The sequence below is a fragment of the Gemmatimonadota bacterium genome (assembly GCA_009692115.1).
GTDB lineage: Bacteria > Gemmatimonadota > Gemmatimonadetes > Gemmatimonadales > GWC2-71-9 > SHZU01.
In genome coordinates this window covers 261,546-275,113 of the sequence record SHZU01000003.1, presented here as the reverse complement: position 1 = coordinate 275,113, position 13,568 = coordinate 261,546, and the positions used below count along the sequence as shown (strand labels likewise).

Here is a 13,568-nt window from a genome sequence, read left to right as displayed (position 1 = left end):
CTACGCCTTCTTCTCCGGCTTTTTCTTGCCTTTCGGTCGCTTCTTGCCTGCGGTTCCTCGGAAGATCTTACCCTTCCGGCTCCGGCGATCGCCCTTGCCCATTGTCCGATGCTCCTTCTGTTGTTGAAGTCAGTGTAATCCACGGCCGCTCGACCACCGACGCCCGCCAGAACCCGAGACCGGGGTCCGGCAAACCGAATCGTTGTTCGGCCACCTCGACCATTCGTTCCGGCACCCACAAGCCGCCCTGCCACAATGCTTCCCGCCGCCACCGTTTGGCCCGCCGAAGCGGGGTGTCTCCCGACGGATCGAGGGTCCGGGCGAACCCGCCTCGATTCGCCGTTTCCGCGAGCGTTTCCATGATGAAGTCATAGGAAGTCGCTAGATGCCGTTCCACGTCCGCATCGGTCAATAACCACCGGCTCCGCTCCCGAGCCGCCTGCATGGCCCGCTGCCAACTCTTGGTGTCCGAGAGGTGGACGATGCTCCGGAAGATACGCCGGTTGGTCTTCACACTGAACAGGGTCGGTGACACGATCCGTCCGAGGTGCGTATCCGCCAAGGTGTGATCGAGGCGAATCAGCTCGCGGGCCCGACGGGCAAACCGGTCCGTGAGATGGGTCTCGGCCCGGAGTTCCCAGTACTGGTGTCCCATCGTCTGCGGACTGCTGGTGAGCAGCAGCTGCCGAGGAACAAAGTAGTTGTGTGCGACCGTATCCGCCGCCAGATGGGTCAGATAGCCGAGCCCGAAGGCCCGGAGCGCATCCGTCGCGGCGAAGTCGAAGGTCTCTTGTCCGACGTTCCAGAAATGGGAATGACGGCCCTTGGGGACGTACTGCTTGGCGATCGAGGTATCCGGGGCGATCGCGCCGTAGAGAAAGTCATACGGGAAGGCCCGAATGAGATCGGCCACGCTGCCCGGCAATAGGCCGGCGTTGGCCAGGATCGTGTCGGTGAGGTAGATGTGGGTGCCGTGGGTCCAGGCGTGGGCGTCGGTGGGCGAAAGCACCAAGGCCAGGCAAGCCAGGACGACACCGACCAGCACCGGCGATCGGGTCACCGCCGTCCTCGGCCCAAGAACCGCTTGATCCGGTTGAGGGCCGAAGCGCCCGCCCGGACCGTCCGGAGGGTGGCGGCGACGTCGAGCGCGGTTTCCTGGACCTCGGACGAGACGGCTCCGTACAGCGCATCGAGGTCCTCGAGTCGGCCCTCGATCCGCCGGGCCCCCCGGACCGCGCTTTTCCTGAGCCGGCGGCTCACGACAATCACCTCGTCCACCTCGTCCACCTCGCCCCCTGCGCCGTGAGGGCCTGGATGGTCGGAGCCCATTCCCGTCGCAACTCACCGAGTTCGCGGGCGAGGTGGGAGGCCTCGCTGGTGGCCTTGCGGGCCGCGGCCAGGGCCACGAGGGCGATGGTCAGGAAGGCGAGCGCAATGGCGACAAGGGCAAGGGCCACAGTGGGGCCGACCCAGGGCAGGGGCGTGATCATCCCGCAAAATAACGTCAGCCGCTTGACGCGCCGCTAGGGCGGTGGCGAGGTTTGCTCCATGCCTCCCAAATTCATCGTCCAAGGCGGGCGGTCCCTTTCGGGGACCGTCCGACCGGCTGGAAACAAGAATGCCGCCCTCCCGATCCTCGCCGCGACGCTGCTCGCCGATGGCCCGGTCGACCTTGGGAACGTGCCGAAAATCCGCGACGTCGCGATGATGATGGCGCTGCTGGAGGACCTGGGCGCCCGGGTGGCGTGGACCGGCCCGAACACGGTGCGGGTCGACCCGGCCGGGGTGACGTCGAAACCCCTCGATCCGGGGCTCTGCGCCAAGATCCGGGCGTCGATTCTGCTGGCGGCGCCGCTCCTGGCTCGGTTTGGCCAGGTGGAGTTGCCGCCCCCCGGCGGCGACGTCATCGGGCGCCGGCGGGTCGACACCCACTTCCTGGCGCTCGAAGCGCTCGGCGCCACGATCCTGGTGGGCGACCGCTACAAGATCGACGCCAAGACGCTCGTGGGTGCGGACATCTTCCTTGACGAGCCGAGCGTCACGGGGACCGAGAACGCGCTGATGGCGGCGGTCGCCGCGAAGGGCACCACGATCCTCCGGAACGCCGCCGCCGAGCCCCACGTCCAAGACCTGGCGCGGATGCTGGTGGCCATGGGGGCGGAGATTCAGGGTATCGGGAGCAATACCTACGTGATTACCGGTGGGAAGCCGCTCCACGGGACCCACTATGAGATCGGCCCCGACCACATCGAGATCGGGAGTTTCATCGGCTTGGCGGCCGTCACCAACGGCCAGCTCACGATCGACGGGGTCCGGGGGGACGATCTCAGGGCCACCCTGATCGGCTTCGACCGCCTCGGCATTCGCCCCCGTCTCGATGGCGATCAACTGATCGTCGATCGAGACCAGGAGCGGCGAATCCGGGCCGATGTCGGCGGTCATGTCCCGAAACTTGAGGACGGGCCCTGGCCGGCGTTCCCGGCCGACACGATGTCGATCGCCGTCGTCGCGGCCACCCAGTGCACTGGGATGGTCCTGATCTTCGAAAAGATGTTTGAGTCGAGGCTCTACTTCGTCGACAAGCTGATCGGGATGGGCGCTCGGATCGTGCTGTGCGATCCCCACCGCGCCGTCATCGCGGGGCCCTCGCCGCTTCGGGGCGGGACGGTCGAGTCCCCCGACATCCGGGCCGGGATGGCCATGTTGCTCGCGGCGCTCGCGGCCGAGGGGCAGAGCACGATCCACAACATCGGCCAGATCGAGCGGGGGTACGAGCGGATCGACACCCGGCTTCGGGCGTTAGGCGCCGAGATTGAACGGGTTGACGACTGAGCCGGCCCGGCTCGCTGAAGCGGACGGGGCCGGCGGGCCGTTGCCGTGGTTGGCCGTTCCCGGGTGGCGGGAACGGTTCGGCGTGGTGGCCGGCATCACGACCCGCGGGCCGACCCCGGAGCCGTTCGACCTGGGCCTCGCCGGCAGCCAAGGCGTCGGGCGGGTCCTCGATCGGTGGCGGGTGCTCGCGGGGGCGTTTCCCGAGTTCGTCGGCCTCACGGTGGCCCGCCAGGTTCACGGCACCCGGGTGCTCTGGCAGGAACCCTTCCGGGGCTTCGCCATCCACGAAGACGCCGACGGCCACGCGACCTCTCACCGAGGACTCCTCCTCTCGGTCTCGGCGGCCGACTGCGTGCCGGTCTACCTCGTGGACCCGGTGCGCCGGGCCATCGCCTTGCTCCACGCGGGCTGGCGGGGCACGGCCGCGGGGATCGTCGCGGCCGGCGTCGAGGGGCTGGCCTGCCGGGCCGGTTCCGCTCCGGCGGATTTGGTGATGCACTGCGGGGTCGGCATCTGCGGCGATTGCTACCAGGTTGGCCCGGAGGTGGCCTCGGCGTGCGGACGCCCCGACCAGCCGCGGGTCGACCTCCGAGCGGTTTTGGCGGAGCAGGGCCGCGCCCAGGGGATCGGCACCATCACGGTGTCCTCCCATTGCTCAGCGCACATGACTGATCGGTTCATGAGCCATCGGGGGTCCGGGGGACGGGACGGCCGGATGGTAGCGTTCCTCGGGCTCCTGGCCCCATAATTCAGGGCCGAGGATTCCTCGTACGGAGAACTGACATGATGACCCGAAAACTCGTTGCGGCCGGCTTGGCTGGCTTGGCTTGGGCCAGTGCCGGATGCGGGAATCCCGCCCAGGCGGACACGGACACCCCGATCGTGTTCATTGTGTCGCCCAAAGCCGATTCCACGGTGTCCGGGCAGGTGGCTTTTTCGGCCCAAGTCTTTGATGGATTTGGGGTTGCGAAGGTCGTGTTCAAAGTGGATGGGGTCGTCCTGCTCGAAGACCTCGCCGAACCGTATGGAGTCGTTTGGGCCACCCAGGGGGCGGGGAACGGCCCCCACGCGCTCCGGGTCGAAGCGACCGATTTTGCCGGCAACGTCGGCTTCCGTTCCATTGGCGTAACGGTCGACAACTCAAGGCAATAGCGGATCGAGCCAATTGACGTTCCCCCCCGGCACGGGTAGATTCTTCCGTTCGGTGCGGTTGGGGGAGTGTGGCTCGTGGAGATGTGGGGTTTTCCCCCACATTTTTGTTTTCGGAGCCCAGGTTTGGATCGTATGTCCCCCCGCCCACTGGGGACGTACGTTGTGGCTTCCTGCCCAGCGGTCGTCCAGTGCTCATATTTCTTAGCGGACTCGTCGCGAGCTGCCGGTGGCTCGCGCTCACCTTGACCTCCGCTGTGGGGGGTAAAGTCGATGGCTGGCTCAGTCGAAATGCTGACGGCGTTCCGTGAACTCACGAACGCCAAACAACTTGATCGCTCCGATCTTCTCGACCTCCTGCGCGACGGCATTCACGCCGCGTTGGTTCGGAAGTTCGGGCCTAATGTCAAATTCGAACTCGAGGTCGATGAGTTGAAGGGCATCATTCGGGTGGTCCGGCTCCGGACCGTCTCCGAAACCGTCGACGATCCGAGCTGCCAGGTGGCGCTCGAGGACGCGCGGTACGAAGACGCCAACTTCCAGCCCGGCGATGTGCTTGAGGAAGAAGTTCCGTTCACGGAGTTCGGCCGGTTGGCGGTGCAGGCCGCCAAGCAACGGATCATCCAGCGGGTTCGCGAAGGCGAACGGACCAAGATCCGCGAAGAGTTCGGCGACAAGATCGGCGAACTGCTCTCGGGCGAGGTTCAGCAGATCGAGCGGGGCAAGGTGGTCCTGATGCTCGCCAAGTTCAAAGAGGCCGAGGCTATCGTCCCGTACCGGGAACAGAACCACCGAGAGCATTTCCATCAGGGCGATATCATCCGGGCCGTGTTGAAGCGGCTCGAGGAAACGTCCAAGGGTCCTCGGCTGGTGTTGTCCCGCGCCGATCCGATGTTCGTGGCCGCGCTGTTCCGCCTCGAAGTTCCGGAAATCGCCCAGAACGTCGTCGAGATCCGGGCCATTGCCCGGGAAGTGGGCAGCCGCACCAAGGTGGCGGTCATCTCGAAGGACGACGCCATCGATCCGGTCGGCGCTTGTGTCGGTCTCAAGGGTTCGCGGGTGCAGGCGGTGGTCAACGAACTATCGGGTGAACGCATCGACATCGTGCCGTGGTCGCCGGATCCGGAGCGGTTTGCCCGGCTCTCGCTGGCGCCGGCCCGAGTGGCCAAGGTGTTCTCCGATCCTGAAAGCAAGACGATTCAGGCGGTCGTCGACGAAGACCAGTTGTCCCTGGCCATCGGGAAAAACGGCCAGAACGTCCGGTTGGCTTCGGAGTTGACGGGTTGGAAGATCGACCTCTATTCGAGCCGAGAGTGGCTCGAACGCGGTGGCGAAGGGCCATTGTTCGCACCGGAACCGCTTGGTGACGAAATCGTGACCCAAATCCAATTGTCGGAACTGAAGGGTCTGTCACCGGACTTGGTGACGAAACTCGACGGCGCCGGCTACCGGACATTGAACGACGTCCTCGATCTCGAACGGGCCGACCTGCTGAAGATCGAAGGGGTCACCCCGGAAGCCGCCGAGCAGTTGTTGGCGTTCCTGGCCGACTTGACGGCGGATGAACCTGGCGAGGACGCGGCGAAGAGCGAATGAGCGATCTCACCGGCCTGCTTGGGATCGGTCTCAAGGCGGGTCACGTGATTGTCGGAGTTGAGGCGGTTCGCCGGGCCCTCCAGGCCAACGAGTGCCGCTGTATCGTGGTAGCGAGCGACGCCAGTCAGCGGGCGCTCGAGAAGGCCGCCCGGTTGGCCACGGCGCGGGGGGTCCCCCAAGTGGCGGGCCCGGTTGCACAGGAAATGGGAGCCCGACTGGGCAAGCCGCCGGTGATGGTTGCCGGGGTACGCGATTCGGCGTTGGCGGACGGCATTATCCGGTTCGCGCGTGGGCAGGGTTCGACGGAGGCCTAGTGGTCAAGACGAAAGTCCAGGATTTAGCCGGTGAGTTCGGAGTTCCGACTGAGCAGCTGATGACGCTGCTCAAAGACATGCATGTCGTCGCCCGCGGCCCGTTGCAGCCGCTCGACGACGCGCAGGTGGCTGCGGTACGCCTCCGCTGGGAACGGGAGAAGCGGAAGCAGGCTGCGGCCCCCGATGAGCCCAAGAAGCCGAAGCGGCGGAGCCCGAAGGCCGCCGCCGCTCCGGAAGCCCCCGTCGCCGAGGCCCTCGTTTCGCCGGAGATCAAGCCGTCGAAGCGCCGGCGCACCGCGGCCGAGGTCGCCGAATCGGAAGCGGTTGCGGTGGCCGAGAAGGCCGCGCATGACGCGATTCTCGACCTCGAGAAACCGATCCAGTTCGAGCGGATCGACACCCCGGCGGCGCCCCCGGTGCCGGTGGTTTCGATTCAAGAGCGGGCCAAGGCCTTGTTCAAGGAGCCGGCGCCGCCGTCCGCGGACGAGCCCGCCGCCGAGCCGGAGCCGGTCGAGCCGCCCCCCCCCCCGCCGCCGCCCCGGGCGGTGGCGCCCCCGTTGCCTCCGATTCCACCCCGGCTTCCCCCGGTGTCGGTGCAGGCGCTCGATCCCAACGCGCCTCCCCGTCGGCCGTTCGTACCGCCGCGGGTTACCCGGCCGCCGGCCGGACCGCGCCCGGTGTTCAGCTCCGCCGGCGGCCCGAACCGCGATCGGCCCCAGGGCGATCGTGGTGCACCCCGGAGCGGCCCTCCGGGTGCCGCAAACCGGCCCGGTCAATTCAATCGTCCCGGCAGTCCGCCGCGTCCCGGCTCGCCTCGCCCGGGCGGTCCTCCGGGACGGGGCGGGCCGCCGAGCCGAGGCGGCCCCCCGGGCCGACCCGGTGCACCGGGCGCACCAGCAGCCCGGACGTTCGGGCCCGACGCACCAGCCCGTTCCGCCCAGGGTAATCGCAAGAAAGGTAAGAAGACCCGGAAGAACTACGTCGATCAGGATCAGGTCCAAGCCAACATCCTGAAGACGTTGGCCGGGATGAAGGGCGGTCCGCGGAAACGCCGGGCTGACGAGCCGAGCTATCGGGACATGTTGGCCACCAAGAGTGCCGAGGAACGCGAACGCGAAAAGACCCGGATTCGGGTCAACGAGTTCGTCTCGGTGTCCGAGTTGGCCGATGCCATGAAGATCCCGGCCACCCAGATCGTCCAGTTCGCGTTCAAGGAAATGGGCATGATGGTCACGGTGAACCAGCGGCTCGACTTCGACCAGATCGAAATGATCGCGTCGGAATTCGGGTTCCAGGCCACCAAGGAAGAAGATTACGCCGCCGAGGCATCGACGCCCGCGGTTGATACGGCCGACCAACTCACCTCCCGGCCGCCGGTGGTCACGATCATGGGTCACGTCGACCACGGCAAGACCTCCTTGCTCGACTATATCCGGAAAGCCAACGTCGTGGCCGGCGAGGCGGGCGGCATTACCCAGCACATCGGGGCCTATCACGTCACGCTCGCGGACGGGGAGAAGACCATCACCTTCCTGGACACGCCCGGTCACGAAGCTTTTACGGCCATGCGGGCCCGGGGTGCTCAGGTCACCGACATCGTCGTGCTGGTCATTGCCGCTGACGACCAAGTCATGCCCCAAACGATTGAAGCAATCAGCCACGCCAAGAATGCCGGCGTGCCGATGATCGTGGCGATCAATAAAGTCGATCTCCCGACCGCCAACGTGCAGAAGGTCAAACAAGATCTCTTGCAGCACAACGTGGTACTCGAAGAGTTCGGCGGGAAGGTGCTCTCGGCACCGATTTCGGCCAAGAAGGGCACCGGGATCGATCACCTACTGGAGCAGATCCTGCTCCAAGCTGAGATCCTCGACCTCAAGGCCAACGCCGACGCCCGCGCCACCGGGGCGGTCCTCGAAGCCACGCTCGACCCGGGCAAGGGGCCACTCGCCACCGTGCTGGTCCAGCGCGGAACCCTCCGGGTCGGCGACAATTTCATTTGCGGCAAGTTCTCCGGCCGGGTTCGGGCGTTGACCGACGAACGCGGCAAGACGGTCAAGGAAGCCGGTCCGTCAATTCCGTTGCGGGTCCTCGGGTTCGAGGGCGTCCCGGCCGCGGGCGACGTGTTCTTGAGCGTGGCCGACGCGGGCGAAGCCCGCGACATTGCCCAGAAGCGACAACGGCTCGATCGGGAAGCCCAGAACCGGCGGAGCCAGCGCGGTGCCTCGCTGGAGGACATCAGCCGCCAGCTCAAGGCCGGCCAAGTCAGCCAGCTCCGGATCATCATCAAGGCCGACCAGGGTGGTCCGGCGGAAGCCCTCGCGGACGCCCTGGCCCAGCTGTCGACCAGCGAAGTCCGGGTCGATATCGTCCACCGCGGCGTCGGCGCGATCACGGGTAGCGACGTGCTCCTCGCCAAGGCCTCGGGTAGCATCATTCTCGGCTTCCATGTCCGGCCCGACGCCAATGCCCGTCAGTTGGCCGAGCAGGAACAGGTCGACGTCCGGACCTACCGGATCATCTATGAAGCCGTCGAGGATGTGAAGAACGCACTGGAAGGCCTCCTCAAGCCAGAGGAGAAGGAAACGATCCTCGGCGAGGCCGAAGTTCTGGAACTGTTCAAGGTCACCAAGATCGGAACGATCGCCGGCAGCATGGTCCGGTCGGGCACCATCATTCGGACCGCCAAGGTTCGGGTGGTACGGGACGGCAAGGCAGTGTACAGCGGGACGATGTCAAGCCTGAAACGCTTCAAGGACGACGTCAAGGAAGTCAAGGAAGGTCTCGAGTGCGGCATCGGGGTCGAGAACTTCAACGACGTGAAAGTCGGCGACCGGATCGAGGCATTCCGGGTTGACGAGGTGAAGCGGACCCTGGCGAGCCCGCCGGTCAGCGCGGCCGGTTAGGCGCTCCCGGTGGCCCGCTCGTCCCCGTCGTCGAAGCGCCGGCCGGATCAGGTTGCCGAGGTCATTCGTCAGGTCGTCGCGGAGGCGTTGCTCCGCGAGATCCGGGATCCGCGGATCCAGATGGTCACGATCACCGGGATCGAAGTGAGCCCGGACCTGTCGTACGCCAGAATTCTGGTCACGGTCCATGGCGAAGAAGCGGAGCGGGATGCGGCACTCGAGGGACTCGGACGGGCGGCGGGGTTTCTCCGCTCTAAGGTGGCGGAGGCGTTGGCCACCCGAATCACCCCGCAGTTGAGCTTCGTAGCCGACCGGGGCCAGGAGCATGCCGCCAAGATCGAGGCGATCCTGGGCGCCCTCAAGCGGGGTGAGGAGGCGCCCTGACGGGCGGCCTTTTGATCGACAAACCGGCCGGCATGACCTCGCACGATGTCGTGGCCGCCGTGCGCCGGCGGTTCCAGATCAAGGCGGTCGGCCATACCGGGACGCTCGATCCGTTCGCGACGGGATTGTTAGTCGTAATGTTAGGTGGCGCCACTCGGCTGGCCCGGTTCGTGGAAGCGGAACGGAAGACGTACCTGGCCACCGCCCGGCTCGGATTCGCCACCACGACCGACGACGGGACCGGCGAGCGGGCCGGCCAGGAATGGAGCGGCGAGTGGCCCTCACCAGGCGCGGTTGAGGCCGCGCTCGACCGGTTCGTCGGATCGATCGAGCAACGACCGCCCGCCTACTCGGCCAAGAAGGTCGACGGGGTTCGGAGTTATACGTTGGCCCGGCAGGGGCGGGCGGTCGACCTCAAGCCGGCCACGGTCACGATCGACCGGGTCACTGTGGTCGAGTATGCACCGCCATTGGTATCGTGGCGGGCGGTTGTGGGCCCGGGGACGTACCTCCGCGCCATGGCCCGCGACCTCGGTGAATCGTTAGGTACGGGCGGCCATTTGGTCGAGCTCCGCCGGGAGTCGGTCGGTCCGTTTCACGTCCACGACGCGGTTCCGCTGGCCTCGCTGACCGGTGCGGAGCCGCTGATCGAGCCGCTGGCATTGCTTGGGACGATGCCCAGGGTGACGGTCTCCGAGGAGGAGGCCGGGTGGCTCCGGCAGGGTCGACGGGTTGGGGAAACGACGGGCGGTGGATCCGCCGCACTGGTGTTGAATGGGCAGCTGGTTGCGATCGGAACGGCCACGGACGGGGCGTGGCAGCCGGTGCTCGTGATGGCGGCATGAGCCGGCTCCCGGTCATGGCCAACGGCACCGTCGTGACGGTCGGCACGTTCGACGGGCTTCATCGGGGACACCGGGCGGTGCTGGACGACCTGGTTGCGAGGGCCCGGGCGGCGAACCGGGCCAGCGTGTTGGTCACATTCGAGCCCCATCCGCTGGCGGTGCTCCGGCCGGAGATGGCGCCCCGGCGGTTGACCACGGCGGCGGAGCGAGCAGCCGCGTTGGCCGAGACCGAGCTCGACTACTTGGTGGTGCTCCGATTCGACCGCGCCTTGGCGGCGCTCGAACCGGAGGCCTTCGTCCGGTCGGTGCTGCTCGACCGGTGTCGGATGGCCGAGTTGGTGGTGGGGCATGATCACGGATTCGGCCGGGGCCGGTCGGGCGATCTGGCCACGTTAGAGGCGCTCGGACGCCGGCACGGATTTCGGGTCGAAGCGGTGGACCCGGTGGCGGATGGCGAGAACGTCATCTCCAGCAGCGCGATTCGAGCCGCGATCGAAACCGGGAACTTCGGGGAGGCGGCCCGCGGCTTGGGCCGGCCCTATCGGGTCAGCGGGCGGGTGGAGCGGGGCGCCGAGCGGGGGCGAACCATTGGGGTTCCGACTGTGAACCTGGCGCCGCCCGAGAGTAAATTGCTGCCCCCCGACGGGGTCTACGCGGTGCGGGTGGAGTGGGGCGGCGGGGTCGCCGGCGGGATGATGAACCAGGGCAGTCGCCCGACGGTCGGGGATGGGGGCCGGTGGTTGGAGGCCCATCTCTTCGATTTTGACGGCGATTTATACGGGCGGGAGATCCGAATCGAATGGGTCGCACCGCTTCGCCCGATCCGGCGGTTCGACTCGCTGGACGCGCTTCGGGTCCAATTGGAAATCGATCGGCGTGCCGCGCGGGCGGCACTCGAAGGCACGAGAGACCTTTAACGTGGTGTCGGAACGATGTTCACCAATCTTCGCAATCGGATCATCCTCATCGCGCTCATCCTCGCGGCGGCCGGCTTGTCGTTGTGGAACAACAAGCGGAAGACCACGACGGGAACGCAGGTGGGCTCGGTCGTCAATCTGGGTCTCGACCTCCAAGGCGGGATGCACTTGGGCCTCGAACTCGATCAAAGCGAGCGGGTGTCGGCCGACCCGGCCAAGGACCTCGACTTAGCGCTCACCGTGTTGCGGAAACGGTACGATGAGTTCGGTGTGCTCGAACCCCTGATTCAAAAGGTCGGCAACGACCGGATCGTGGTGGAGTTGCCGGGCCTCAAGGACCCGGCCCGGGCAAAGGCGTTGGTGCAGCGAGCGGCCTTTCTCGAGTTCCGGATCACCGATAAAACCCAGGCACTCGACAAGGCAATCCCGTCGATGGATCGGGCCCTTCGCGACCTCGGCGTGATGGCGGCGTCCGTCGGGGCCCAGGCGGCAAAGCCATCAGCGGTGCAGGAGTTGTTGGGCGGCGATTCAACCACGAAGGCCGCCGCCGAAGACACCGCGGCGGTCAAGGGTGGTGTGCTGGCTTCGGTGATCGAGTCGGCCGGCGTGGCCGGCGTGCAGCAAATGCCGGGCGAGTATGCCGTCAAGGAAAGCGCCTACAAGTACGTCGACAGCCTGCTCCGGTTGCCCGAAATCCGGCGGCTCTGGCCCCGGAACGTCGAGTTCCGGTGGGCCACCGCGGCGACCAGCGTCGGCACGGCGACCTATCGGTTGCTCTACGCGCTCGAGGAAAAACCGATCATCACCGGCGCGAGCTTGGTCAACGCCACAGCCCAGGTCGATCCGCTGACCAACGGCGCGGAGGTCAACTTCGAACTCGACCGGCCCGGGGGCCGGAAATTCGGTCAGGAAACCGGGCGGCACGTCGGCGACTACATGGCCATCGTGCTCGACAATGAGGTCCAAGGGCGGCCGCCGGTCATTCAGAGCCGGATCGACCGCCAGGGCCGGATTCAGCTCGGCGGACGGTCCCTACAGGAGGCCCAGGATCTCGCGTTGACCCTCCGGGCTGGCGCGCTCCCGACCCCGCTCAAGATCGTCGAAGAGCGCCAAGTCGGCCCGAGCCTCGGTAACGATTCGATCCGAAGCGGGATCTTGGCAGGCGTCATCGGGACCGTCCTCGTGGTCTTGATCATGATTGGGTATTACGCGATGAGCGGGGTCGTTGCCGTCGGGGCCCTCGTGTTGTACGGTGTGCTCACGATGGGCGCCCTGGCCTTGTTCGAAGCGACGTTGACGTTGCCGGGCCTTGCCGGGTTCTTGCTGTCGATCGGGATCGCGGTCGACGCCAACGTCCTGATCTTCGAGCGGACCCGAGAAGAATTGGGTCTGGGCAAGACCATCCGGCTGTCGATCGACGAGGGGTTCCGCCACGCCATGCCGGCCATCGTGGACTCGAACCTCGCCCAGGTCCTCACTGCGATGTTCCTGTTCTGGTTCGGTACCGGCCCGGTCAAGGGTTTTGCGGTGACCCTGATCGTCGGCATTTTCGCCTCAATGTTTACCGCCATCTTCGCAACCCGGACCTTCTACATGTGGTGGTTGCAGCGGAATTCAGACGCCGCCACGTTGTCGGTCGGCTCGATCCGGTGGTTCAAGAACGCCAACTACGACTTCATCGCCGTCCGGAAATATGCCTATGGGATCACGGCCGCGATCCTGGTGGTCGGTGCAGTCTTTCTGGTGGCCCGCGGAGTGAACTACAGTGTCGAGTTCACCGGTGGTACGTTGCTCCAGGTCAAGGCCGATCCGAGCACCACGGACGACCAAATTCGGAGTGGGCTACCGGGGGCTGAAGTCTCCGGCTTCGGCCAGCCGGGTGAGTTCGTGGTCCGGGCCCGAATCGGGAAAACGGCCGCCGACGCGAATAACACCCAGGCCGCGGCGACGGCGGTCGAGGCCGGCCTCGACCAAGTACTGGGAGCCGGCAAGTTCGAGATCCTTCGGACCGAGGCGGTCGGCGCCAAGGTCGGCGACGAACTCCAGACCCAGGCCTTCCTCGCGATCTTCTTGTCGTTCTTCGCGGTCTTGGCGTATCTGGCCTACCGTTTCGAGTGGCGCTTCGGCCTGGCGGCGGTGATCGCCACCGCGCACGATTTGCTGGCCACGGTGGCGTTCGTGGCGGTGGCCGACATCGAGGTGAGCTTGGTCGTCGTGGCGGCGTTTCTGACCATGGTCGGGTACTCGCTCAACGACACGATCATTATCTTCGACCGGGCCCGCGAGAACCTCCACAAGTTCCGGCGAGACGACTTCGGCTCGATCCTGAATCGCTCGATCAATGAGACCCTGCCGCGAAGCATCCTGACGCACGGCATCACCCTAGCCACCTTGGCGGCGCTCGTCATCTTCGGCGGAGCGGTGATCCGGCCCTTCGGCTTGGTGATGTTCTTCGGCGTCTTCACGGGTACATTCTCGTCGATCTTTATCGCCGCACCGGTGCTGCTGTGGATCGAGCACAAGTGGCCGCCAAAGATCGGCGAGGGCCTCACCAGCCCCCGAGGGGCTCGGAGCGCGCCGCCGGCGGCCAGCCGACCCCAGCCGGTGGGCTGAGGAGTCGACGCC

General features: G+C 66.4%; 13 protein-coding genes. 10 read left to right on the top strand and 3 right to left on the bottom strand.

Going from position 1 to position 13,568, the window contains the following annotated elements; translation table 11 throughout:
* The 3 genes from EXR94_05610 to EXR94_05600 are packed head-to-tail and all read right to left on the bottom strand — an operon-like array spanning window position 1 to window position 1,490.
* Complete coding sequence (locus tag EXR94_05610; GenBank protein ID MSR02201.1) at window positions 1-102, bottom strand: 30S ribosomal protein THX; 102 nt, start codon at window positions 100-102, stop codon at window positions 1-3.
* The gene (locus EXR94_05605; GenBank protein MSR02200.1) at window positions 68-1,345 is read right to left on the bottom strand and encodes a hypothetical protein; all 1,278 of its coding nucleotides are present in this window, start codon (window positions 1,343-1,345) and stop codon (window positions 68-70) included. Before EXR94_05605 ends, EXR94_05610 begins: the two co-directional genes overlap by 35 nt.
* The gene (locus EXR94_05600; GenBank protein MSR02199.1) at window positions 1,266-1,490 is read right to left on the bottom strand and encodes a hypothetical protein; all 225 of its coding nucleotides are present in this window, start codon (window positions 1,488-1,490) and stop codon (window positions 1,266-1,268) included. Before EXR94_05600 ends, EXR94_05605 begins: the two co-directional genes overlap by 80 nt.
* Before the next feature lie 58 nt (window positions 1,491-1,548).
* Between EXR94_05600 and murA the strand changes: the two genes are divergently transcribed.
* From murA to secD, 10 genes are all read left to right on the top strand, one after another.
* Window positions 1,549-2,832, top strand: a complete 1,284-nt coding sequence (murA, locus tag EXR94_05595) for a UDP-N-acetylglucosamine 1-carboxyvinyltransferase (GenBank protein MSR02198.1) — start codon at window positions 1,549-1,551, stop codon at window positions 2,830-2,832.
* Window positions 2,813-3,580: a laccase domain-containing protein gene (locus EXR94_05590; GenBank protein ID MSR02197.1), complete on the top strand. Its 768-nt coding sequence runs from the start codon at window positions 2,813-2,815 to the stop codon at window positions 3,578-3,580. Before murA ends, EXR94_05590 begins: the two co-directional genes overlap by 20 nt.
* A gap of 35 nt (window positions 3,581-3,615) precedes the next feature.
* Window positions 3,616-3,984: a hypothetical protein gene (locus EXR94_05585; GenBank protein ID MSR02196.1), complete on the top strand. Its 369-nt coding sequence runs from the start codon at window positions 3,616-3,618 to the stop codon at window positions 3,982-3,984.
* 270 nt (window positions 3,985-4,254) lie between these two features.
* The gene (nusA, locus tag EXR94_05580) at window positions 4,255-5,577 is read left to right on the top strand and encodes a transcription termination factor NusA (GenBank protein MSR02195.1); all 1,323 of its coding nucleotides are present in this window, start codon (window positions 4,255-4,257) and stop codon (window positions 5,575-5,577) included.
* Window positions 5,574-5,891 (top strand): hypothetical protein, encoded by a 318-nt coding sequence (locus EXR94_05575; protein ID MSR02194.1) that lies wholly within the window; start codon window positions 5,574-5,576, stop codon window positions 5,889-5,891. Before nusA ends, EXR94_05575 begins: the two co-directional genes overlap by 4 nt.
* Window positions 5,891-8,797, top strand: coding sequence for a translation initiation factor IF-2 (locus EXR94_05570; GenBank protein ID MSR02193.1), 2,907 nt, complete (start codon window positions 5,891-5,893; stop codon window positions 8,795-8,797). Before EXR94_05575 ends, EXR94_05570 begins: the two co-directional genes overlap by 1 nt.
* A 9-nt stretch (window positions 8,798-8,806) precedes the next feature.
* Window positions 8,807-9,181 (top strand): 30S ribosome-binding factor RbfA, encoded by a 375-nt coding sequence (gene rbfA, locus EXR94_05565; protein ID MSR02192.1) that lies wholly within the window; start codon window positions 8,807-8,809, stop codon window positions 9,179-9,181.
* 32 nt (window positions 9,182-9,213) lie between these two features.
* Window positions 9,214-10,026, top strand: a complete 813-nt coding sequence (gene truB, locus EXR94_05560; GenBank protein MSR02191.1) for a tRNA pseudouridine(55) synthase TruB — start codon at window positions 9,214-9,216, stop codon at window positions 10,024-10,026.
* Window positions 10,023-10,943 (top strand): bifunctional riboflavin kinase/FAD synthetase, encoded by a 921-nt coding sequence (locus EXR94_05555; protein ID MSR02190.1) that lies wholly within the window; start codon window positions 10,023-10,025, stop codon window positions 10,941-10,943. The genes truB and EXR94_05555 overlap by 4 nt, the downstream gene beginning before the upstream one ends.
* 15 nt (window positions 10,944-10,958) lie before the next feature.
* A complete protein-coding gene (gene secD, locus EXR94_05550) occupies window positions 10,959-13,556 on the top strand; it encodes a protein translocase subunit SecD (protein MSR02189.1) in 2,598 nt (865 codons plus the stop codon).
* The last annotated feature ends 12 nt before the right edge of the window (window positions 13,557-13,568 follow it).